Here is a 22,020-nt window from a genome sequence, read left to right as displayed (position 1 = left end):
TGTGTGACGATGTGATGTAGAGGAGATGGTGCCCGTGACGATGATTCAACCTGTGGGCCGTATTTCCAGAGGCCTGCGGATGCTGCTGGCCGGGATTGGCCTTTCTCTTTCATTTTGCGGTGGCGTGACGGGCGCCAGAGCCGATGATTACTCCCTGTCATCTCAGGACAGCATTTTCTTGAGTGATCTGGAGCGTCGAACCTTCAACTGGTTCTGGGAGACGGCCAATCCCAGGAATGGTCTGGTGCCGGACCGTGCTCCCCTGCCACATGGGGCTGCCAGTATTGCCAGTGTAGGATTTGGTCTGACAGCTTATGGTATCGGGGTGGAGCGGGGTTATATCACACGGCAGCAGGCCGTGGAGCGGACCCTCCTGACCTTGCGGTTTCTGGCGGCGTTGCCACAGGGTGATGAGGCCAGGGGTACGGCAGGAACCCACGGCTTCTTCTATCATTTTCTGGACCCGGAGACGGGGCTGCGGGTGGCAGACTGGTCGGAGCTATCCAGCATAGATACGGCACTGCTGATGGGCGGTGTTCTGTTTGCACAGTCCTATTATGACAGGTCCGACAGGCAGGAAGCTGAAATCCGGACACTGGCCGAGACATTATACGGTCGGGTGGACTGGCAGTGGATGACCGGTGGCAAAAGCCCTTGGCTGAGCATGGGGTGGATGCCGCCGGGTCATTTCCTGTCTTCACAGTGGACAGGATATAATGAAGGGCTGATGCTGTACCTGCTGGCTCTTGGGTCTCCGACACATGCCCTGCCTGCTGAAACGTGGGATCGCTGGACGGAAACTCACAAGGGGCAGCAGGGGAGTTTTTATGGGCGTGACCTGCTCAATTTTGCTCCCTTGTTCGGGCATCAGTATAGTGAATGTTGGGTAGATTTCCGCGATATTCTGGATAAGGCAAGTCGGCAGCGTGGTTATAACTACTTCCAGAACAGCCAGAGAGCGGTCTACGCACAGCGGGAGTATGCCCGCCAGAATCCGGGACATTGGAAGGATTATGGTTCAGACATCTGGGGGTTGACGGCTTCGGATGGACCGGGGGATGCCTACAGGGATGTTGATGGTCAGCGGCGTCATTTTCTGGCGTACAGCGCCCGTGGGGCCGGACGGGATTATGTGTTGGATGACGGCACGATTGCGCCTACGGCAGCAGGTGGGTCTGTAGCTTTTGCGCCAGAAATTGCCTTGCCGGCACTTCAGGCCATGAAGGCCCGATACGGTAGTCGGGTTTATAACCAGTACGGTTTTCTTGATGCATTCAATCCCAGTTTTTCTGATGGGAAGGACGGTTTCTGGGTTGATGGTCAGCAGCTGGGGATTGACCAGGGGCCCATTCTGCTGATGACCGAAAACCTTCGTAGCGGGCTGGTCTGGAATGTCATGAAGAAGAACCCGTTCCTGCAAAGGGGACTTCAGCAGGCAGGATTTGAAAAACGTTAGCCCGCCCTGTCAGACGAGTTTTATGGACTCTTCCAGCAGGGAGGAGGCTGATGGTGGCCTGATCCCTGCTGAGGCCTGCTGTATGATGAAGGTTTCAAATCCAGCCCGTACAGCATGACGGGCTGAGGCCAGAACGCAGACATCCAGCGCCACGCCACACAGAAAAACCCGTGTGACGCCAAGGCCGTTCAGCAGGTCTGTCAGGCCAGTGCTGCGTCCGCTATCGTCACGAAAAGCAGAGTTCGAGTCCGCATCGGTTGCTGTTCCTTTGCGGATGATATGGGTAATGCGTCGCTGGTCCAACCCCTCTACCATTGCAGCGCCGTCTGTCCCGGCAATGCAATGGGCAGGCCATGGGCCGTTCTGTTCTTTGAAGGAACAATGGCCCATGGGGTGCCAATCCTGGGAAGCGACGACGGCCCTGAAATTCAGATGGCTGAGGCCATTGATGGCGTGCAGAAGGTCATGCCCGCCGGGAACGGGGAGGGCGCCGCCGGGCATGAAGTCATTCTGCATGTCGATGATCAGCAGTGCATCTTGGGCGCTTATGCCATGAGGCAGCAGGATGTGGCTGTTCATGCTTTGCCAGAGGGTTTCATACGGGTGACCAGAAGCTGGTTGATGCGGAAACGTTCGACATCCACCACCTCAAAACGGAAACCGGCCACCTCGACACGGTCTGCCTTGCGGGCCATACGGCGCAGACGATGGGTGATGAAACCGGCAATGGTGTCAAACTCGGAATTGTCATGGAAGAGGGGGATATCCAGCTCCCGGATAACATCCAGAATGGGAGCGGCTCCGTCGATGAGCCATGAATCAGCATCACGGCGGACGATGGCCTGTTCTTCAAAAGGATTGGCCAGTCCATCCATCAGGGCACCCATGATGTCCTTGTACGTGATCAGTCCGACAACCAGCCCATATTCATTGAAGATGAGCGCAAAACCGGCGCCATGCGTATCAAATTGGGCCAGTGTCTCCCACAGGTTCAGCGTATCGGGCAGGGAGAGGACATCCCGGCGCATGTTGAATATCTGTTTGGGAGGGGCCTTCTGCGGGTCGGTCAGTGTGGTGGGTTCATCAACAACAGCGACCAACACATCTTCCGCACGGATGGAGCCGACAACCCTGTCCAGCGATCCATCGCAGAACGGGTAACGGGAATAGGGGCGGACCCGCACCTTGTCGCGCTGGCTCTCCAGACTTTCATTGACATCCAGATAAACGATTTCGTCCCGAGGTGTCATTGCAGATGTCACGGAACGGTTTTGCAGGGCCATGACATTCTGGATCATCTGATGTTCCTGCTCCAGAAGAACGCCGGAGGCCGTGCCTGCGGCAAGAATGGCCCGGAGATCTTCTGGCGTGACGGCCTCTACCGTGGCCGTGGCCGGGATGCGCAGCAACCTCAGTATCAGGTCGGCAATATGGGAGAAAAGCCATACGGCTGGATAGAGGAGCTTGAGGATGAGGGCAGGGAACCAGCCTACGGCCAGAGCAATCCTGTCCGGTGCGTTCATGGCCGTGCGCTTTGGCAGAAGGTCAGCAAAGAGAACGAACAGCCCGGTGACAAGGATGAAGGAGCTGAAAGAGCCGACTTTGTCTGCCAGAGGTGCCGACAGGCCCAGATAGTGCAGGCCCTCGGCGAAAGGTTCACTCAGCAGGGCATCTCCCACCACACCGCCCAGAATACCGACGGCATTGAGGCAGATCTGTATGGCTGTCATGACCTGCCCGCTATTGCGTCGGAGGCGCAGAAAAGCACGGGCCCTTTTGTCGCCTTCTTCAGCCAGGGCACGCATGCGGGTTTCCCGTGCTGCGGCGAATGAGATTTCAGACAGGGAGATGAGAATGGAGACACCGATGAGTACGACCGTAACGAGGAGGCCGACAATCAGCATGATGAAGGGATGATGACTGGATGATGTGGTGGGCATGCGTTCTCTCTATGGCCACCCCGCCAGGGCCAAGGCGGCAATTATTGGCGGCATGATAATGCAGTTGGGGCAGGTTTCAATTGCTTTGTGTGAGGAGGATGGAAAATAAATTTATCATGCCGGGTTAGTAACGTTCAAAAATCCTGTCTTTTCTGCAGGGGGCAGACCATTTTGAGGAAGCATCTTGGAAATTATTACGAAACCCTTTATAAGATCGAAGGTTTGATTCAATGAGGTTGTGATGAGTACCTTTCCAATAGTTGTTTCATTTGATAAAAAATATTTGATACCGGCTCTTGTCACAATCAAGTCCATACTTGACCATTGCTCAGATACCAGCAGGATTGAGTTTTTTGTTTTATATCGGAATCTCGATACGACACTCATACGGCTCACAGAACAGGTTGTTGCCTCTTTTGGAAGCGTCATATCATTCATTGACTGTTCGTCTTTCATGGAAAGCCTGAATTTTGCCAATAATGAAAATCGGCCACTGGAGACTTATGTTCCTTTATTCATCCCGACGATTTTCAAGGGATATGAGAAGGTTCTGAGCATTGATGTTGACATGCTGGTGCGGGATGATGTGTTGAAAATCATCAACGAGATCCCTCAGAATAAAAAATTGGGAGGGGTTCGCTGTCTGATCCGTAATCATAGAAAATATGAAGATTTTGGAGATTTCAATAAATTCAGCCGTAACATGCTGGGAATAAACAACCCTTATTTTTATGTAAATAGCGGTCTCATTCTTTTCAATATGGACGCCATAACAGATGCAGACGCAGCCTACTGCATAGAGTGCATCAAGAAGAAATGGCTTTTTTATGATGAGTCAATACTCAATCATGTCTTTAAAGATTCTCTCCATCATTTCAGCCAGAGCTGGAACCTGTATGCAGAATATCTTCATACAAATTATCTTGAGTTTGAATATAGTATGCAGGAGCAGGTGAAGAAGGCGCAGGAGGATGCGTCAATTATCCATTATGTTGCTGATACCAAGCCTTGGGATCATCCGGCTCCTGACACGACTGATAAATACAGGCTGGAATATCGTGCCCTGGTGGCGGCGGTGAAGGATGAAATCAGGAATATCTTGCCCAGGACCATCTGTGGCGTCATGTGGAACAGGGTTGACAGAGCCTGACGGATGAATCCGGGGCTTATGTGAAGGGGAAAATTGGGGCGGTCCGGTCCGCAGGTATCTGTCAGTGTCCCGCCCCTCAGGGGTGGCGGGACACGGTTTTATTCAGGGCTGGCAGCCTAGCGTATCCATGTATTCTTTCATCCGTTCTACTTTCTCTTCTGAAGAGAAGCCCCAGAAATGAACGAGGCCCAGACGCCTGTTATGTGCAGGGCCCTGATAGGCGGTGAATGACGTCAGGGCATTGGAATTGACCCCGTTCGTCTTGATGGCCAGATAGTTATAGGCCTCCTGGTCGGCCCAGCCATTGAATGAGCGCCCGAATTTGAAGACCAGATTGGTAACCAGATGGCGGATCTCATTGATGAAACGGCGGATTGTATCACTTTCCGTATTGGGGAAAAGGATTGTTCCCCCGTTGATGCCTGGTGTGAAGCGCCCCGGAATATCATCCATCGAGAACAGGGAGGATCCCACTGGAATGTGGGATTGTATCGGATGGAATTCTTCAGCCGGCGAACATATCTTGCCGCTTGAAAGACCACGGATCAGCAGGGGTTCCAGAGGATTGTCTATGATGATGTCCGGGTCCAGATACAGGAGCGGCTGATAACCTGCAAAAGTTTCTTTGTCCGTTATTTCGTATTTGGAGCAGACAAAGGAAAGGAAGTCCTGTGGGTACAGGTTGTGAATGATGAGGTTATCCGTATACTCTTTTTTCCCTTCAAAAAGATTGTCTATGTAGGCTTGGTCCTTGTCTGTCATGAGGATGATCGGCCCGGTGAATTTCCCCATTTTCCGCAGTGAGACAACGCACATCTTGCATTGCTGCATGACGGATTCTTTATTGTAAGCCGTGATATAGACGGCAGGATTGTAGAAATAGAGCGTTTCACGCTTCCATCCGTCAAAATAGAGCGTGATGTTGTATTTGTTCCAGTATCTGAAAAGCTGATACCGCATGTCGACATCAAAATGGTTGATCTTCAGTTTGAAGACGTCAACGGCCTCGATGTCTTTCCCATCAATGATTGTCTGTGTTTTGGGAATGACCCACCTGTTGGTGAGGAGGTGCCTCAGTATGTCAATTTCTCTCTGCGAAAGCAGCAGGAAGCCTTCCCAGAAGGAGGGATGTTCCCTGGAAAAAGAAAGTGTATGACAGTCAAAGCACAGGAAAAGCCCGTTCTTGTCCCGCAGGTTCCAGACACGGACGTCAGAATTGAAGGTTATTTCGATATCGTCGACATGATAGGGGGCAATCTCTTCGCCCTGTGGGATGAATGTATAATTTGCGCCGACATCATCTTCGTGAAGTTCAAGAGCGAAAGCGTCGGTAGGGAAGTGGTCCTCCAGTTTGGAGCAATAAAGGGCTTTACTTGTGGCATCCTGTCGAACGATCTGGAAATCCCATGTTAGAAAATACCTTTTTTCACCCACTGTGTTAACCTCCGGAAACTCTTGGCGAAATTCCGTATAGAAGGGACCTGTAGGAAAGTCTATCCATTTGATGCTATTTTAAATAAGTATTAGGCATAAATCATAAATAAGAAAATAACTTTTGCTTGAGTAAATAAAATACAAGAAATTGTCATGTAAGGCATTTTTCGCAATTTGACAAAAATGAAATAGATTTATAATAAAATAATTAATAGTTTAATCAAAATTTTAACTTTTTTCACTTCATATTTCACCATTGTGGCAGGCTTTATTTTTATTGTACTTTGCAAGCCTGCCACTTGATGTCTGCTTCAGTCTGTCTCGGCCAGCCCGACCATGCCGCGCCACCCCATTTCATCAAGCGTGCGAATGTTCAGCTCGTGGGCTTTTTTGGCTTTGGAGCCAGCTTTTTCTCCCAGTACGACCAGTGTCGTGCGACGGGAGACGTTGTCTGTCACCTGTGCGCCCAGACGTTCGGCAATGGCCTTGGCTTCGGCTCGGGACATGGTGGTGAGAGACCCCGTGAACACCATGACCTGACCAGCCAGAGGCGCTGGACCCTCGTCATCAGCATCAGGACCGGTCTCCTCGCTGATGGTCAGGGAGGGGGTGAGATCATCCAGCGCAGCCCGGTTATGTTCCTCATCAAAGAAGGCGGCAACTTCTTCAGCAATGGCAGGGCCGATGCCCATGATGGCACTCAGGGCGGTCCGTTCTTCGCTTTCGGGCCTGATGGCTGCCAGCATCGCCGTATGCCAGACGGGAAAGCTCTGGTAGTGGCGGGCCAGAAGCTGGGCATTGCGCTCGCCAATGCGCCGGATGCCGAGCGCGTAGATGAAGCGGGGGAGGCTGATGGTCCGGCGGTCTTCAATGGCCTGAAGCAGGTTGTCGACCGACTGTGCCCCCCAGCCTTCCAGTTTCTGGAGGCGGTCCCGATGCTCATGCAGGCGGAAAATGTCTCCCGGCCGCTGGACCAGCCCGAGGTCATGAAAACTGCGGATGCTGCGCTCTCCCAGCCCGTCAATGTCAAACGCCTTGCGGGAGACGAAATGGATGAGCCTTTCGACCGTCTGGGCCGGGCAGGTCAGGCCCCCGGAGCAGCGGCGGACCGCTTCATTGCCGATGCGTTCGGCATGGGCGTGGCAGACGGGGCAGTGATCGGGAAAATGGAAGGGGGCGGCCCGGTCCTGCCGGTCTGCATCCACGACGCCCAGTACCTGCGGGATGACATCCCCGGCCCGCTGGATGCGCACGAGGTCGCCGGGGCGGACATCCAGACGGCGGATTTCATCTTCATTATGCAGGGTGGCCCGGGATACGATGACACCGCCGACATTGATGGGTTCCAGATGCGCCACGGGGGTGAGGGCACCAGTCCGCCCCACCTGAATTTCAATCTCATTCAGTCGGGTGATGGCCTGTTCCGCCGGGAACTTCCATGCAATGGCCCAACGAGGGGCACGGCCTACAAAACCAAGGCGTGTCTGAAGGTCTATGGCGTCAATCTTGAAGACGATGCCATCAATGTCATAATCAAGGTCAGGCCGTTCCCTGGCCAGGGTCTCCACATAGGCAGGCACGTCACTGGCATGGTTTATGGCCCGGGAGAGTGGATTGACAGTGAATCCCCATGTTTTCAGCTGGTCCAGCCAGTCCGAATGGGTCTTGACGGTTATGCCGGTATTGTAACCCAGCCCGTAGGCGAACAGCCCCAGAGGGCGGCGGGCTGTGACAGAGGCGTCCAGCTGGCGGAGCGACCCGGCTGCGGCATTGCGTGGATTGGCAAAGGGCTTTTCGCCCCGCTCTTCCTGCTGTCTGTTGAGAGCCAGGAAGTCGGCCCGGCTCATGAAGATTTCGCCCCGGATTTCCAGCAGGTCAGGAAAAGGAGCGGGCAGGGTCTGGGGAATGGAGCTGATGGTCCGCACGTTGGCGGTGACATCCTCACCCGTCGTGCCATCGCCCCGGGTCGTGGCAACCGTCAGCTGGCCTTTTTCGTAGGTCAGGCTGATGGAAAGGCCGTCAATCTTGGGTTCGGCCACAAATTTCAGCCCGTCCGTCTGGGCCTCGTCAAGCCCGAGAAACCGGCCGATCCGGCTGACGAACTGGGTGAACTCCTCCTCGCTGAAGACGTTGTCCAGCGAGAGCATGGGGGCACGGTGCTTCACTTTGCCAAAGGCCGGATTGGGAGCAGCTCCGACCTGTGAGGAGACACCATCCCTGCGCTTCAGTTCCGGATGGCGGGCCTCCAGCATGACCAGCTCCAGCCGGGCATTGTCATACTCGGCATCGGAGACTTCGGGGTTGTCCTGTCCATGATAGGCCTCGTTCCAGCGGGCGATCTTTTCTTCCAGTTCGGCATGACGCTGGGCGGGGGTGGGGGTTCCGGTCATTTTTCTGCAGGTCCAAGAAGGCTGTCTGCCGCAGCACGGGCGGCATCGGTTACGGTGTCGCCAGCGAGCATGCGGGCCAGCTCCTCACGGCGTTCCTCATCTGTCAGCGGGGTGGCACTGGTCTGTGTCTGGTTGTTGACGACCTGCTTGGCAATGCGGAGCTGATGGTCTCCATAGGCCGCCACCTGCGGGCTGTGGGTGATGGCCAGCACCTGGACATCCCGTGCCACACGGTTCAGGCGTTCGCCAATGGCCGAGGCCGTGGCTCCGCCGACACCGGAATCCACTTCGTCGAAGACCAGCGTCGTGAGGGAGGAGCGGCCCGCCAGCACGACCTTGAGGGCCAGCATGAGGCGGGAGAGTTCCCCGCCGGATGCCACCTTGCCGAGCGGTCCCGGTGGCTGGCCGGGATTGGCGGCGATGAGGAAGGCCACTTGTTCCATGCCATGGCGGTTCCACTGCTCGGCAGGCAGAGGGGCCAGCTCGACGATGAAACGTGCCCGCTCCAGCTTGAGGGGGACCAGCTCGGCCATGACCCGTTTCTCGATCTGACAGGCGGCCTTGCTGCGGGCCGCACCCAGCTCCTGCGCAGCGGCTTCATAGGCGGCCCGGCTCTCACGGACCTGATCTTCCAGCCGGGCCAGGGCCTCTGCGCTGGAATCAATGCTGGCCAGCCGCTGGTTCAGCGTCTCGAGGAAGGAGGGCAGTTCACTGACGCTGATCTTGTGCTTGCGGGCTTCGGCCCTCAGGGTGAAAAGCCGTTCTTCCGTCTCTTCCAGCAGGCGGAAATCTACCGTGGTATCGACGGCCAGACGGGAGAGCAGGGTTTCGGCCTCGGCCAGATATTCCTCGGCCTTTTCCAGGGCCGTAAGGGCTTCCTGTGCCTGTTCCTGCTGGGCGGAGGGTGTTTCCTGCTCCTCGCTCTGTGCCCGGTCCAGTGGGGAGGGAAGCAGCCGGGAAAGGGCACGGTTGGCCGAACGGAGGGCATTGGCCGGTGTGGACGTCCGGCGGTCCCGGGGGGTCAGTTCGGCAAGGGCGGCAGCAACGGCCTCGCCCCGGCGTTCATCCTGCTGGAGCCGGACCCGCAGGGCGGCAAGCTCGTCCTCCTCGCCTTCTCGGGGAGCAAGGGCAGTAAGGTCTTCCGTGATCTGCCGCAGCCAGTCTTCTTCCTTGCTGGCCTCTTCAACATCCTTCCGGGCCTTGTTCAGGCTGCGCAGGGCGTTCTGCCAGTCATCCCAGCAGCGGGCGACCTGCTGGCGGAGCTGCTGTGGCACACCAAAAGCATCCAGAAGGGTCTGGTGGGCACTCTGGTTTGCCAGTCCCATCTGCTCATGCTGGCCCTGTATCTCCACGAGCAGCGAGGCCACTTCCCGCAGGACACTGATGCCGATGGGCTGGTCGCAGATATAGGCACGGGAGCGCCCCTCTTTCGTGACGATCCGCCGCAATACCAGAGGTTCGCCTTCTTCGATGGAGGCGATGTCCTTGTTGTGAAGCAGGCCATAGACGGGATGCCCCTTGTGCAGCTCGAAAACGGCCGTCACGCTGCTCTGGGTCGCTCCAGCACGGATGATGCGGCTGCTGGTCCGCTCCCCCAGGGCGAGGCCGAGACTGTCCAGCAGGATGGACTTGCCAGCCCCGGTTTCTCCCGTCAGGGCTGTCAGACCACCATGGAAGGGGAGGTCCAGTTTTTCTATCAGAACGACATCACGGATGGAGAGATGTGTCAGCATGGGTGCAGCCTCCAGAACCGGCAGAAGCAGTCGGATTGGGCTTCTGTTGTGGTTTGCAGAAAATGCGGTGTCCGATAGTCAGAAAGAAACAGGCCCAGTGCAAGAGGCTGCACGGGCCGGACAAGGGCAAACGATGTGAAGTCGGAAGATTCCGGCTCCACATGCTGCTTTTCAGTAATGGTTACGGCATGCAGGTCACAATATCCCAGAGGGGGCTACCGTGTTTTCTTTCCGCCAGCCTGCTGGTTGGCGCCTGGGGCTGCCGTTGATGGTACCGGGGGAATCTCGACGGAGGCCACCGGCGCCGACTGTGTTGTGGACACAGGCTGCACGATGACGGAATCCGGGGAGACAGGTGCCTTGGCCTGCACAGGCGGTGCCGCACCGTCACGGTGTTTTCTTGAGCGCCTCTCGTGCTTTTTCTGGGCATGGGACGGCTTGGGCAGCTGCGGCGTGAGCTGATGGTTGTATTTCAGCTTGTTGTAGGCGAGGCGGTACCAGCGGCTGTCAGGCGCATTATAGCCGAGGACAGCTGCTGCCTGACGGGCTTCATCAGGCAATCCCAAGGCCAGATTGACCTCAACCAGACGTTCCAGCGCTTCCGGCACATGGTTGGTGGTCTGGAAGTCCTGGATGACCCGCTGGTAACGGCCATAAGCTGCCTGATAGTCTTTTTCCCGCTGATAGTAACGGCCCACATACATCTCCTTGCCGGCCAGATGGTCACGGCAGAGGTCGATCTTCAGCTGGGCATCCCGGGCGTAAGAGGTCTGGGGGAAGCGGGTGATGACTTCCTGAAGAGCATCCATGGCTTCCAGCGTGCCGAGCTGGTCACGGGACACATCACCGATCTGCTCATAATAGCACAGGCCCCGCAGATAGTAGGCGTAGGCAGCATCCGGACTTGTGGGGTGGAGCTGGAGATAGCGCTCCAGCTGCTGGACGGACAGCGCATACTCACCCTGAAGGTAGTAAGCGTAGCCTTCCATCAGTTCGGCACTGCCCGTATAGCCGGAATAGGGGAAATTCTGCTGGAGAAGCTCGAATTCACTGCTGGCCAGCTTGTAATGCCCGCCATGAAGAGCGTCGATCCCGTAGTTGTAGAGGGTCTCGGCATCCGCCGTGCGTGGCAGCTTTGCCTGTATGTCGGCATCGGAGCTGGAGCAGCCCGAAAGAAGGGCAAGTCCGAGCAATGCCGGGGCCCCAAGGGCAGGGAGACGGAAACGGGACGGGATCATGTGGAATTTCAGGATGCTGCTGACCATGATTTTCTTATAGCATGGGAGTGTTCAGGGGAAAGGGGGTTCTTGCTCTCTGGCCTGATATTCTCAGCCGGGAGAGGGCATGACAGGCGGGCTGCCATCGGAGAACCGCCAGTTTTCGGTGGACGCAAAAAGAGCATGCAGAAGCTGGCTGTTCAGCGCATGGCCTGTCCTGTGTCCCTCAAAACGGGCTGAAAGCCGGAACCCGGTACAGTACAGATCGCCTACCGTATCCAGCATCTTGTGGCGGACACATTCATTATCGAACCGTAGTCCGCCGGGGTTCAGGACACGATCATGCTGGATGACCAGCGCATTGTCGAGTGATCCGCCTAATGCCAGTCCCTGCGCCTGGAGGGCGTCAATATCCTGATGGTTTACGAAGGTCCGGCAGGGGGCGATTTCTTGGGCGAATGTCTCTTGGGACAAGACCATCTGGAACGACTGCTGCCCGATGGCAGGGGCGGGGAAGTCGATGTCGACGGAGAGGTCGAGTGTGTCGGGCTGATGGGCGGGGAAAAGGCTGGCATGAGCACCGTGTCGCCCTTCCACATGAACTGGGCGAAGCACTTCAATGCTGCGGCGGGGGGCCGCCTGGCCGCTGCGGCCAGCTTCCTCAAGAAGAGACATGAATCTTCTGGAGCATCCATCCAGAATGGGTAGTTCCGGCCCATCCAGCTGGATCAGAAGGTTGTCCACTTCGCAGGCATGAAGAGCAGCCATGAGATGCTCTATGGTAGCGACTGTCAGCCCCGGTGTAAGGGGAGAAGCAGCCACCGTGGCCAGAGGGCTGGAAATGATGCAGTCATGCGTCAGGCGGAAGGCGGGGGTGTCTGCCATATCCAGCCGCTGGAGCCTGATGCCTGTCTCCGGCGCTGCCGGGACAAGGCGGACCGTGGCAGGCCTGCCACTGTGGAGGCCCCACCCCTGGCAATGGACGGCCTGCTCCAGTGTAGTCTGTGCCTGCTGTAGGTGGGCTGTATTCTGGAGGGGCGGCTGATGAGGCCGACAGCATGTGGTCTCTGGCATGAGGGCAGGTGCTCGGGCATGGGCGACCTTACCCGGTCAGGCAGGACGCTTTCCCCCATGGGGGAGGTGGATGAAGCCCCCTGCCCGCAGGGGAACCGGGGGCTTTAATCAGACCCGGTTACTTCGGGCCACGGCGCAGATAGGTGGGAATGCTCAGCTCGTCATCCTCGGCAGGTGGGGTGACGCTGTCATGCTGCGGTTTCCGCTCATCAGTCGCAGCGTGTGTATCCCGGCGCTCCTGTTCTGGCGAAGGACGGGTACGGAAGAAGCGGCTGAACAGCCCACCGCCCGTTTGCCCGGTCTCCTCCCGTGGGCGGATCGGCTCCGATACCGTGGGGGCAGAAGCCTGCTGGTTCGGGCCGAGATGAGGGTCGTAATTGGGAAGAGGCGATGCCTCCTCGGCTGGCTGGCCTGCTCCTTCGGGGGCAGGGTCGTGTTCCGGGGCTTCTTCGTTCTGCCCGGTGTCTCCCGCGGAGGCGGCTGGATTCTCCGTTGCCTGGCCCGTGTCCGGTGTGTGAGCCACGGTTTCAGCGGGGGCATGAGGCTGGACTTCGACCGGTTCCTCCTCGGAGGCTTCATGGCGTCTCCGGCCATTCAGCCCCGTGGCGATCACGGAAACCTGCACCTTGCCTTTCATGTTCTCATTGACGACGAAACCGCTGTTGATTTCTTCGTCTTCGCAGTTTGCCGTCTCACGGATGAGATTCATGATCTGGTTATAGGCCAGCAGGCTCATGTCCGGACCGAGCGTGACGTTGACAAGAAGTGCCCGTGCCCCGGCGATGGTGGTTTCCTCCAGCAGCGGGTTGGAAATGGCCCGCTCGGCGGCGGTGATGGCCCAGTCTTCACCATCTTCCTCGGCCGATGCCATGCCAATGCCCATCATGGCCTTGCCCATGCCACTCATGACGGTACGGACATCGGCAAAGTCAAGATTCTGATACCCGGCTTCCACCATCAGGTCCGTCACGCTGCGGACACCACTGTACAGGACGTCATCCGCCATGGCGAAGGCTTCGACCAGCGAGGTTGTCAGCGAGGCGCTGCCGAAGAGGTTCTGGTTGGGGATGACCAGCAGCGTGTCCACGTATTTTTCCAGCTCGGCAATACCGGCTGCGGCAGCCCGGCTACGGCGGGAGCCTTCAAAATCGAAGGGTTTGGAGACGACGCCGATTGTCAGGGCACCGACTTCATGGGCGATCCGTGCCACGACGGGGGCTGCTCCCGTGCCGGTGCCGCCACCCATTCCGGCCGTGACGAATACGAGATCAACCCCTTCCAGATGCTGGCGGATTTCATCTTCTACTTCTTCGGCTGACTGGCGGCCGACTTCCGGCTTGGCTCCGGCTCCCAGGCCACGCGTGAGGGTCGGGCCGAGCTGGAGGCGCGTTTCAGCCTTGGAGAGAGCCAGCTGCTGGGCATCGGTGTTGGCGGCGATGAAAGTCACACCACGCAGCTTGCCGTCGATCATGTTGTTGACGGCGTTGACCCCGCCACCACCAACCCCGATGACAGTGATGCGCGGGGGACTGACAGCACTAACACCAGGGGTCGTTGGGGTCAGGTTCAGTGACATAACGGTCTCGCTTCGGCCAGGGTGGACATTATAGATTGGTCTTGGGAAGACAGATTTACGGGCAGGGTAGCATCTGGAGAGAAATATGTAATGCTAAATATCGGGTATTGTGCCTGTTTATGACTTCCGGCGCAGGAAATTGGCAAAGCGCCAGGCAATGCCTCGTGGGGCTGCTTCATGTTCCGCAAGGCAGAAGCGGTCTCTGGCCCCGGCTGCCCAGGCCAGAAGACCGGCGGCGGTGGAGAATCCCGCCCATATGGAGGGATGATCCGATTCCGGCAGTCCCCGTATGGTGGCTGGAGACCGGACCTGCACAGGCCGGTTCAGGATCTCGGCAGCCACGGCATCAATGCCGTTCAGCAGGGCGCCGCCGCCCGTCAGGATGACACGTCCTTCCGCCGGACGCCCGAGGCCGGCACCGTCCAGCTCGTAGCGGAGCATTTCCAGCGTTTCCTCGACACGGGGGGCGATGGCCCGGACCAGATCGGCCCGGGTGATCTGCCGGACAATGTTGCGATGTGAGACAGGCAGGGCGATGGGAATGGATGTGTCATCAGCCGAGGCATAGGCGACCCCGTAAAGGGTTTTGAGCCGTTCTGCTGTTTCAAGCTGGATGGACAGGGATTGAGCAATGTCCCGGGTGATGTGATCGCCGCCGACCCTGATATGCCGTGTATAGAGCACCCGCCCACGGGCGAAGACGGCAAGGGTTGTCGTGCCCGCTCCCATGTCGACGACGGTCACCCCGAGGTCACGCTCATCATGGTCCAGCACAGCAAGGCCGGAGGCAATGGGGTTGGACAGCAGGTCCACGGCCCGCAGCTCGGCCTTGCGCAGGACAGCATCCAGCGTGTGGAGGGCACTCGTCTGGGCATCCACGATGTGGAACTTGCCCACCAGTCTCTCGCAGCGCTGCCCGCAGGGGTTGAGGACAGTGAGGGTCTCATCGATATTGAAACCCAGCGGCATGGCCTGGACGATCCTGCGGTCATGCTCGGTTGCCTCGTGGCGGGCCTGCCCATAGAGGTGGAGAATGTCGTCCTCGGTCACCTCACGCCCGTTGGAGGCCAGAAAGGTATCCACGTGATAGCTGCGGGGGGTTCCGCAGGCGAGATTGACGGTCACATCCCTGATGCGGCGGCTGATTTTCCGTTCGGCATCGCCCACTGTCGCCCGGATGACACGCTCCAGCTGGATGGTGTCCACGATGGCCCCGGAATTCACTCCTTCGGAGCGTCGCCAGCCCCAGCTCAGGACACGCAGACCACCATTTTTCAGTCCCTGGCCAATCAGGCAGGTGGTTTTGGTGGAGCCAATGTCCAGAACGGCCTTGAGCCCCGGCGTCCAGACAAAGCCCTGCTGTTCTTCTGACGGGAGAATGGGAAGAACGGCCCGCTTCTGCTGGGGAGCGGGCGGATAATGCCGGGACGGTGAAACGGAACGGGACATAGGGATCAGTTTTCAGATGGCGGCGTTGCAGGCGGAGCCTCCTGATCGGCTCCCTGAGGCGTGGCAGGGTGAATGACCATACGGTCGGATAGCCGCATGTCAATGGTTTTCAGGGGGCGGTCCAGGAGCTGGTAATCGTTCTGGTAATCATGCAGACGGGAGAGAGCGGCGCTTTCTGCTCCCTCCGGGAGCATGAGGGTCGTACCGTTCTGCATGAGGATGTTCCAGCGCCGCTGCCCGATGCGGATGAGGGCCAGCGTATGGCTGTTGATATCGGGAAACTGGTCGAGCAGGGTGATGATGGCATTTGCCTCCAGGTTGGCACCTGCGCCGACAACAAGGGGAAGCTTGCGGAAGACCGAACTGTTTTTGGCTGTCAGTTCCTGACGTGAGACAGTGTCTCCTTTCTGGTTGATAAGGACGAAATGGCCTTCCATCTGCCAGATGGCGATGGGATTTTTTTCCTCCACGGTGATGTTGATCGTGTCCGGCAGGTGGCGCTCGACCGTGGAATGCTCGATGAAAGGCAGCTCATCAATGCGCTGGCGTGCCGCCTCCACGGAGAAGCTGAAAAGCGAGTGGTTCAGGCCTGTCCCCAGCGCCTCCATGATGTCGCTCTCATCCGTCAGGCGCCGCCCCGTGATGACGATGTGCTGGATCTTCAGCGGGTCCAGCGCAGACAGGCGGGTGCGCAGGCTGTCTGCCAGCCTGTGTCCCCCCTGGCTGCTCCAGGCCAGCCAGCCAGCTCCAGCCATCAGGAAACAGACGAGCCCCAGAATGCTGAGCCGCCGCAGGATGGCCTTCTGCCGCTGCCAGAAGAGGGACATGCTGGAAGGGCGGTCCCCGTAAGGGTCCACGGGGGCCTGGGGGCGTTTCCTGAAGAAGGACATCATGGGCCGTCAGCGGGCTCAGGCTGGGGCACTGGATGGAGGGAGAGGGGCTCCGCCCGCCCCAGGGCATCCATCACCAGCCAGTGGCAGAGCAGGGGATAGCTTACGCCACGGGCGGCGGCCTGTTCTGGCAGCAGGGATGTGGCCGTCATGCCCGGCTGGGTGTTGACCTCCAGAATGACGAGTTCGCCCTTATCACCATCATAGCGGTAGTCGGTCCGGCTGGCGCCCCGGCATTCCAGTGCCTGATGGGCCCTCCGGGCCAGTGTGAGGGCCTGGTCCGTGATGTCTGCTGGCAGGGGAGCGGGGATGACATGGCGGGAGCCATTGGCCTGATATTTGGCCGCAAAATCGTAGAAACCACCGCTCTCTGGCGTGAGGATTTCCGTAACGGCGAGGGCCTCGTCGCCCAGTACCGCAACGGTCAGCTCACGCCCGGGGATGAAACGCTCGGCCAGAATCTGGGGGCCGAAGGTCCATGACCCGGCAATGGCATGGCGTTTTGCGGCATCATCTTCATGGAGAATATGGACACCGACGGATGAGCCTTCCGCCACGGGCTTCAGAACGTAGGGGGCCGGCAGGGGGGCCCGTTCCTTCAGTTCGTCTGGCGTGATGAGGCAGCCTTCTGCAACGGGGAGACCGGCGGCCTGAAGGGCCATGCGGGTGCTGGCTTTGTTCATGGCGATGGCAGAAGCCAGAATCCCGGAATGGGTATAGGGCAGGCCCAGCCATTCCAGAACGCCCTGAATGGCCCCGTCCTCCCCGCCGGGACCGTGCAGGGCATTGAAGACGGCATCCGGTTTGCAGGCTTTCAGGGCCTCGATGGTGGCGGTGATGTCCGGCCCGGCATCAATGGCATGGACATGGTGCCCGGCCTGCTTCAGGGCCTCCATGACGGCCCCGCCGCTGGACAGGCTGACGCTGCGCTCGCTGGAGGTTCCTCCCATCAGAACGGCGATGGAAAGAGGTGTGGGTGTGGGAAGAATGGTCTTGTCTGTCATGCCCGGATGTTTCCTTGTCAGGAAGGGGAGGCGGGAGAAAGGGGACGGCCCAGCCGTCTGATCTCCCAGTGCAGGGTGATGCCGCTGCTGTCCAGCACACGGGCACGGACCATCTCGCCCAGCTCTTCCAGCTCCGTGCTGGTGGCGTCGCCCGTATTGAGCATGAAATTGCAGTGCTTCTCGCTGATCTGTGCGCCACCGTGCCGCAGCCCCCGGCATCCGGCGGCATCGATCAGCTCCCAGGCCCTGTGTCCTTCGGGGTTGCGGAAGGTGGAGCCGCCTGTCCGGGCCCGCAGGGGCTGGCTGGCCTCACGGCTGGCCCGCATTTCCTGCATTGTCTGCTGGATGGTGGCGGGGTCTTCCGCACCGTGGGCTTTCAGGCGGGCACGCAGCACGATGCTGCCTTCCGGCAGGGAGCTGTGACGGTACCGCATCTCCAGTGCCGGGGCGGGCAGACGCTGGATGGTGCCCTCACGGGTGAGGATTTCCACCCAGTCGAGCAGGGTGGAGAGGTCACCCTCATAGGCTCCGGCATTCATGCAGACGGCTCCACCAATGGAGCCGGGAATGGTGGAGAGGAAGGCGAAACCGGCCATGCCTGCCTGCGCTGCCGTTTCCGCCACGCTGCTGTCCAGTGCGGCGGCTCCGGCGATCAGCCCGTCTCCATCCGTTTCAATGTTGGCAAAGCCACCGGCCAGACGGATGGTCAGCCCGGGCAGCCCTCCATCACGGATGATGACGTTTGAGCAGGCTCCAAGGACCGTCACGGGCAGGTCGGGCGGGCACTGGCGCAGGGCCGTGGCGAGGTCTTCGGCATCCTGCGGCACGAAGAGCCAGTCGGCGGCCCCGCCCGTGCGGAACCAGCTGCGGGCGGCCAGCGGGGCCTGTTCCTTCAGCCGTCCCCGTGCCTGCTGGAAAGGTGCAGCCGTGGTCATGGTGCGTCCTTTCTGAGGCTGTCCAGCTGCTCGGGGAGAGCCTGTGCCCAGTGGGTGATGGACCCCGCCCCCAGACAGAGGACATAATCACCCGGCACGGCCACGTCGGCGACGACGCTGGCCAGATCATCCGGCGAGGCGAGGGACAGGACATGGCGGTGCCCACGGTCCCGCAGCCCTTCGACGAGCTGATCCCGTCCGATGCCCTCGATCGGGTTTTCCCCGGCGGCATAGACGTCCGCCACGATGACGGTGTCCGCATCATTCATGCAGGTGCAGAAATCATTGAACAGCGCACTGAGGCGGGAATAGCGGTGCGGCTGGATGACGGCAATGACATGCCCGGCACCGGCCTGTCGGGCCGCTTTCAGCACGGCGGCGATCTCGACGGGATGATGGCCGTAATCATCAATGATCTTCACGTCATTCCATGTGCCGGTCAGGGTGAAGCGACGCTGCACGCCCCGGAAGCCGCCAAGCGCATCGGCGATGACATGATCGGGGATTTCCATTTCCTGCGCCACGGCGATGGCCGCCACGGCATTGAGGACATTGTGGTGCCCGAACATGGGCAGATGGAACGGGCCGGCCAGACGCTGGCTGCTGGTTGTCCGGTCCGTGATGGTGACGTTGAAGGTCACGCCCTGGCTGTCCGTGCCGGTGACTTCCGCCCGGACATCCGCCTGCGGGCTGAAACCATAGGTGACGACACGGTGATCGGAGAGCTGGGGGATCATCTGCTGCACCCGGGGATGATCCACGCAAAGGACGGCGAAGCCGTAGAAGGGAATGTTGGAGACGAACTGTCGGTATCCGGCCTCCATCGCCTCATCGGAGCCCCAGTGATCCAGATGCTCGGGGTCCATGTTGGTGACAACGGCAATGATGGCAGGGAGACGGAGGAAGGAGCCATCGCTCTCATCCGCTTCCACGACCATCCAGTCGCCGGACCCCATGCGGGTATTCGTGCCGTAGGCCTCGATGATGCCACCATTGATGACGGTCGGGTCCAGCTTGGCCTGTTCCAGCACGCAGGCCACGAGGCTGGTCGTGGTGGTCTTGCCGTGTGTCCCCCCGATGGCCACGGCCCAGCGCAGGCGCATCAGCTCTGCCAGCATCTCCGCTCGCCGGACGACGGGGATGAGCCGGGCACGGGCGGCCATGACCTCCGGATTGTCCCGTTTTACGGCGGTGGAGATGACGACGACCCGTGCTTCCCCCAGATTGGCCTCATCATGGCCGATATGAACGTGGATGCCTGATTTCCGCAGACGCTTCACGTTGGCATTCTCGGCAATGTCGGACCCCTGAACCTTGTAGCCGAGCATGTGCAGCACCTCGGCAATGCCGGACATGCCGATGCCGCCAATGCCAACGAAGTGGATCAGACCAAGGTTGAGAGGTAATGCACGCATCAGGGGAACTCCGGCGGGGGTGGGATGAAGGGAGGGCAGATAATCAGGCTTTGATGGTCGTTTCAACCAGATCAGCCAGTTTTTCGGCAGCACGGCGCTGCTGGAGATTGCGGGCGCCTTCCGCAGCCCGTGCCAGCTCGTCAGGATGGCTGAAGAGGTGGGTCAGATGCGTGCAGAGTGCTGATGAGGAGAAGTCACGCTGCCGGACCATCCAGCCACCACCGGCCCGTTCCATTGCCTGTGCGTTGACACCCTGCTCATCAGAGGCGGCAATGGGCAGTGGGACAAGGATGGAAGGGCGGCCTGCCATGGCCAGCTCCGCAATGGATGACCCACCGGCCCGCCCGATGACGAGATGGGCTTTCTTCAGTTCAGCTGCCACATCCTCGATGAAAGGCGTGACCGTGGCCTTTATGCCGACCTGCGCATAGATGCCGGACAGGGCAGGGACCATCTCCTCGTGGGCCTGCTGGGTCACATGCAGCCGGGTCCGCAGCCCAAGGGGCAGGTTGCACAGGGCCTGCGGCACGATGGAGCTGAAAATCTGTGCCCCCAGTGATCCACCCCAGACAAGCAGATGGATCGGCTCCTCGCTGAACAGGCTTGGGCTGACATAGGGTTCATCGGCCAGAGCTTCGATGGCAGGGCGGACTGGCATCCCTGTCTGCATGACCTTCCGGCCTGCGGGCAGACGGGCCACCCGGGGGTAGGATGTGGCAATGGCATCGCTGAACCGGGCGAGGAGGGCATTGGCCTGCCCGAGGATGGCATTGCCTTCATGGATGATGAGGGCAGGGCGTTTACCCAGACGCAGGCGACTGCCGAGAAGGGGAGGAATGGAAGGATAGCCGCCAAAGCCGACTACGGCGGCGGGCCGGTATCTGGCAACAATCTGACGCCCGCCAAGGCAGCTCCAGAGAAGCTGGCCGATCCCCCTGAGTTTGTCGATGGGCTTTTTACCAGCCACGCCACTGCTTTTGAGGACATGGCGGGGGCTGTCCGCAAATACGCTCAGTCCGGCCCTGCTGTTGCGGGCATCCGTTACGAGGATGGTCTGGTGACCACGGCGCTGGAGTTCTGCCCCCAGTGCCTCAGCCGGGAAGAAGTGCCCCCCGGTACCGCCGGCGGCAATGAGAATTGGTGCTTGTTTCATCAGATGTGATCCTTCCGGGATGACATGGTCAGACGTGGGGCTGTTTCAGCAGGGGATGGCGGCGGCGTAAAGGGGCCTTCCTCTACACGGTGGCGGGTCAGTGCCAGGGCCATGCCGATGGTCAGGGCAACGGAAAGGGCCGAGCTGCCCCCGTAGGAGATGAAAGGCAGTGTCATGCCCTTTGTGGGGATCAGATGCAGGGAGGAGCCCATGTTGACGAAGGCCTGAAGGCCGAAGCCGGTAATCAGGCCGCTGGCAGAGAGAATGATGTAGGGTTTCTTTTCTTCCAGCAGGCGGTTGAGAGTGGAGAAAACCAGCATGGTGAAAACGGCAATGATGAACAGGCACATCACGAAGCCATATTCCTCTCCGGCAACGGAGAAGACGAAGTCGGCATGGGCATCGGGCAGCAGGTCCTTCACCCGGCCTTCACCCGGTCCCCGGCCCAGCAGTCCTCCATTGCCAAAAGCCCGCATGGAGGTATCGATCTGGTAATGGTCCCCCACATCAGGATGCAGGAAGCGCTGCACGCGGGAATGGACGTGCTCGAACACCATATAGGCTATCCCGAACGCTCCAAGTGCTGCCGAGACCAGCATGCCGAATACGATGATGGGCAGGCCGTCGATGAAGAGCTGGGTGATGAAGACCATGCTGATGACCGAGAGCATCCCGATATCCGGCTGGGCCTGAAGCAGGGCTGCAATGACGAGATAGACCCCGCATGCCACCAGTCGCCCCGGGAACCGCCAGCCATTGGAAAGTCTCAGCGTATGACGGAGGCTCAGCAGCAGGCCGGTCACGACGGCAAAGCAGGGTTTCAGGAATTCAGAAGGCTGGACGGACATGAGGGGCAGGGCGATCCAGCGTCTGGCCCCCTTGATCTCCATGCCGTGAACAAGCGTCATGAATGTGGCGCCCAGCGCCACGATCCCCCCCATGACGGCAATCCGCCCGATCGTGCGGGGGGTCAGCCGGGATGTCACGACGACGACGGCACTGGCAAGGGCCAGAAAGACCACCTGCTTGAGGATGAACATGTTCCGGGAGGCCCCGATGCGGTGAGCCACGGCGGGGCTGGCAGCCAGCATGAGGATGTACCCCAGGGCGACCAGTATTCCGACGCAGCTCAGGCTGACATGGTCAAGGCTGCGCCACCACTGGGCCTTCCGGGAGCTGTCTGACCTGTCGGAGAGTGCCATGA

General features: G+C 59.3%; 17 protein-coding genes. 2 read left to right on the top strand and 15 right to left on the bottom strand.

Features of this window, described 5'->3' with window-relative positions; translation table 11 throughout:
* The first annotated feature begins 40 nt into the window (after positions 1-40).
* Positions 41-1,456: a glucoamylase family protein gene (locus DTQ13_RS01130; protein ID WP_248460833.1), complete on the top strand. Its 1,416-nt coding sequence runs from the start codon at positions 41-43 to the stop codon at positions 1,454-1,456.
* A gap of 9 nt (positions 1,457-1,465) precedes the next feature.
* Here the strand turns inward: DTQ13_RS01130 and DTQ13_RS01125 are convergent, their stop codons facing one another.
* On the bottom strand, positions 1,466-2,035 hold the full coding sequence (locus DTQ13_RS01125) for an isochorismatase family protein (protein WP_248460832.1): 570 nt from the start codon (positions 2,033-2,035) through the stop codon (positions 1,466-1,468).
* The gene (locus DTQ13_RS01120; protein WP_248460830.1) at positions 2,032-3,396 is read right to left on the bottom strand and encodes a hemolysin family protein; all 1,365 of its coding nucleotides are present in this window, start codon (positions 3,394-3,396) and stop codon (positions 2,032-2,034) included. The genes DTQ13_RS01125 and DTQ13_RS01120 overlap by 4 nt, the downstream gene beginning before the upstream one ends.
* A gap of 241 nt (positions 3,397-3,637) precedes the next feature.
* Between DTQ13_RS01120 and DTQ13_RS01115 the strand changes: the two genes are divergently transcribed.
* Positions 3,638-4,546, top strand: coding sequence for a glycosyltransferase (locus DTQ13_RS01115; protein WP_086431481.1), 909 nt, complete (start codon positions 3,638-3,640; stop codon positions 4,544-4,546).
* Positions 4,547-4,648: 102 nt separating this feature from the next.
* On the opposite strand, the gene DTQ13_RS01110 is transcribed toward DTQ13_RS01115, so the two are convergent.
* From DTQ13_RS01110 to DTQ13_RS01050, 13 genes are all read right to left on the bottom strand, one after another.
* The gene (locus tag DTQ13_RS01110) at positions 4,649-5,980 is read right to left on the bottom strand and encodes a hypothetical protein (RefSeq protein ID WP_043559820.1); all 1,332 of its coding nucleotides are present in this window, start codon (positions 5,978-5,980) and stop codon (positions 4,649-4,651) included.
* A gap of 311 nt (positions 5,981-6,291) precedes the next feature.
* Positions 6,292-8,370: an NAD-dependent DNA ligase LigA gene (gene ligA, locus DTQ13_RS01105; protein WP_248460828.1), complete on the bottom strand. Its 2,079-nt coding sequence runs from the start codon at positions 8,368-8,370 to the stop codon at positions 6,292-6,294.
* Entirely contained in the window at positions 8,367-10,103 is a 1,737-nt protein-coding gene (gene recN, locus DTQ13_RS01100; protein WP_248460826.1) for a DNA repair protein RecN, read from the bottom strand. The genes ligA and recN overlap by 4 nt, the downstream gene beginning before the upstream one ends.
* A 215-nt stretch (positions 10,104-10,318) precedes the next feature.
* The gene (locus tag DTQ13_RS01095) at positions 10,319-11,341 is read right to left on the bottom strand and encodes an outer membrane protein assembly factor BamD (protein ID WP_227656569.1); all 1,023 of its coding nucleotides are present in this window, start codon (positions 11,339-11,341) and stop codon (positions 10,319-10,321) included.
* A gap of 90 nt (positions 11,342-11,431) precedes the next feature.
* The gene (gene lpxC, locus DTQ13_RS01090; protein ID WP_248460824.1) at positions 11,432-12,394 is read right to left on the bottom strand and encodes a UDP-3-O-acyl-N-acetylglucosamine deacetylase; all 963 of its coding nucleotides are present in this window, start codon (positions 12,392-12,394) and stop codon (positions 11,432-11,434) included.
* 118 nt (positions 12,395-12,512) lie between these two features.
* Positions 12,513-13,970 (bottom strand): cell division protein FtsZ, encoded by a 1,458-nt coding sequence (gene ftsZ, locus DTQ13_RS01085; RefSeq protein WP_248460817.1) that lies wholly within the window; start codon positions 13,968-13,970, stop codon positions 12,513-12,515.
* Between the two features lie 117 nt (positions 13,971-14,087).
* Complete coding sequence (ftsA, locus tag DTQ13_RS01080; protein WP_052349029.1) at positions 14,088-15,419, bottom strand: cell division protein FtsA; 1,332 nt, start codon at positions 15,417-15,419, stop codon at positions 14,088-14,090.
* Positions 15,420-15,424: 5 nt separating this feature from the next.
* Entirely contained in the window at positions 15,425-16,312 is an 888-nt protein-coding gene (locus DTQ13_RS01075; protein WP_052349030.1) for a cell division protein FtsQ/DivIB, read from the bottom strand.
* Positions 16,309-17,313 (bottom strand): D-alanine--D-alanine ligase, encoded by a 1,005-nt coding sequence (locus DTQ13_RS01070; protein ID WP_248460804.1) that lies wholly within the window; start codon positions 17,311-17,313, stop codon positions 16,309-16,311. The genes DTQ13_RS01075 and DTQ13_RS01070 overlap by 4 nt, the downstream gene beginning before the upstream one ends.
* Positions 17,314-17,330: 17 nt before the next feature.
* Complete coding sequence (murB, locus tag DTQ13_RS01065; protein ID WP_248460802.1) at positions 17,331-18,248, bottom strand: UDP-N-acetylmuramate dehydrogenase; 918 nt, start codon at positions 18,246-18,248, stop codon at positions 17,331-17,333.
* Positions 18,245-19,663 (bottom strand): UDP-N-acetylmuramate--L-alanine ligase, encoded by a 1,419-nt coding sequence (gene murC, locus DTQ13_RS01060; protein WP_086431536.1) that lies wholly within the window; start codon positions 19,661-19,663, stop codon positions 18,245-18,247. The genes murB and murC overlap by 4 nt, the downstream gene beginning before the upstream one ends.
* Before the next feature lie 43 nt (positions 19,664-19,706).
* The gene (murG, locus tag DTQ13_RS01055) at positions 19,707-20,816 is read right to left on the bottom strand and encodes an undecaprenyldiphospho-muramoylpentapeptide beta-N-acetylglucosaminyltransferase (protein ID WP_248460800.1); all 1,110 of its coding nucleotides are present in this window, start codon (positions 20,814-20,816) and stop codon (positions 19,707-19,709) included.
* Positions 20,816-22,018 (bottom strand): FtsW/RodA/SpoVE family cell cycle protein, encoded by a 1,203-nt coding sequence (locus DTQ13_RS01050; RefSeq protein WP_043559839.1) that lies wholly within the window; start codon positions 22,016-22,018, stop codon positions 20,816-20,818. The genes murG and DTQ13_RS01050 overlap by 1 nt, the downstream gene beginning before the upstream one ends.
* Between the last annotated feature and the right edge of the window lie 2 nt (positions 22,019-22,020).

Origin of the sequence: Parasaccharibacter sp. TMW 2.1888 (genome assembly GCF_023167265.1) — a bacterium.
GTDB classification, from domain to species: domain Bacteria; phylum Pseudomonadota; class Alphaproteobacteria; order Acetobacterales; family Acetobacteraceae; genus Bombella; species Bombella apis.
This window is presented reverse-complemented; position numbering and strand designations above follow the sequence as displayed.

What these genes read in the sequence shown, in the direction of transcription:
- ligA (WP_248460828.1), bottom strand. Translation starts at nt 8,370, where the DNA reads ATGACCGGAACCCCCACCCCCGCCCAGCGTCATGCCGAACTGGAAGAA.
- murG (WP_248460800.1), bottom strand. Translation starts at nt 20,816, where the DNA reads ATGAAACAAGCACCAATTCTCATTGCCGCCGGCGGTACCGGGGGGCAC.
- murC (WP_086431536.1), bottom strand. Translation starts at nt 19,663, where the DNA reads ATGCGTGCATTACCTCTCAACCTTGGTCTGATCCACTTCGTTGGCATT.
- ftsZ (WP_248460817.1), bottom strand. Translation starts at nt 13,970, where the DNA reads ATGTCACTGAACCTGACCCCAACGACCCCTGGTGTTAGTGCTGTCAGT.
- lpxC (WP_248460824.1), bottom strand. Translation starts at nt 12,394, where the DNA reads ATGCCAGAGACCACATGCTGTCGGCCTCATCAGCCGCCCCTCCAGAAT.
- murB (WP_248460802.1), bottom strand. Translation starts at nt 18,248, where the DNA reads ATGACCACGGCTGCACCTTTCCAGCAGGCACGGGGACGGCTGAAGGAA.
- DTQ13_RS01115 (WP_086431481.1), top strand. Translation starts at nt 3,638, where the DNA reads ATGAGTACCTTTCCAATAGTTGTTTCATTTGATAAAAAATATTTGATA.
- DTQ13_RS01125 (WP_248460832.1), bottom strand. Translation starts at nt 2,035, where the DNA reads ATGAACAGCCACATCCTGCTGCCTCATGGCATAAGCGCCCAAGATGCA.
- DTQ13_RS01120 (WP_248460830.1), bottom strand. Translation starts at nt 3,396, where the DNA reads ATGCCCACCACATCATCCAGTCATCATCCCTTCATCATGCTGATTGTC.
- DTQ13_RS01095 (WP_227656569.1), bottom strand. Translation starts at nt 11,341, where the DNA reads ATGATCCCGTCCCGTTTCCGTCTCCCTGCCCTTGGGGCCCCGGCATTG.
- DTQ13_RS01130 (WP_248460833.1), top strand. Translation starts at nt 41, where the DNA reads ATGATTCAACCTGTGGGCCGTATTTCCAGAGGCCTGCGGATGCTGCTG.
- recN (WP_248460826.1), bottom strand. Translation starts at nt 10,103, where the DNA reads ATGCTGACACATCTCTCCATCCGTGATGTCGTTCTGATAGAAAAACTG.
- DTQ13_RS01075 (WP_052349030.1), bottom strand. Translation starts at nt 16,312, where the DNA reads ATGATGTCCTTCTTCAGGAAACGCCCCCAGGCCCCCGTGGACCCTTAC.
- ftsA (WP_052349029.1), bottom strand. Translation starts at nt 15,419, where the DNA reads ATGTCCCGTTCCGTTTCACCGTCCCGGCATTATCCGCCCGCTCCCCAG.
- DTQ13_RS01070 (WP_248460804.1), bottom strand. Translation starts at nt 17,313, where the DNA reads ATGACAGACAAGACCATTCTTCCCACACCCACACCTCTTTCCATCGCC.
- DTQ13_RS01050 (WP_043559839.1), bottom strand. Translation starts at nt 22,018, where the DNA reads ATGGCACTCTCCGACAGGTCAGACAGCTCCCGGAAGGCCCAGTGGTGG.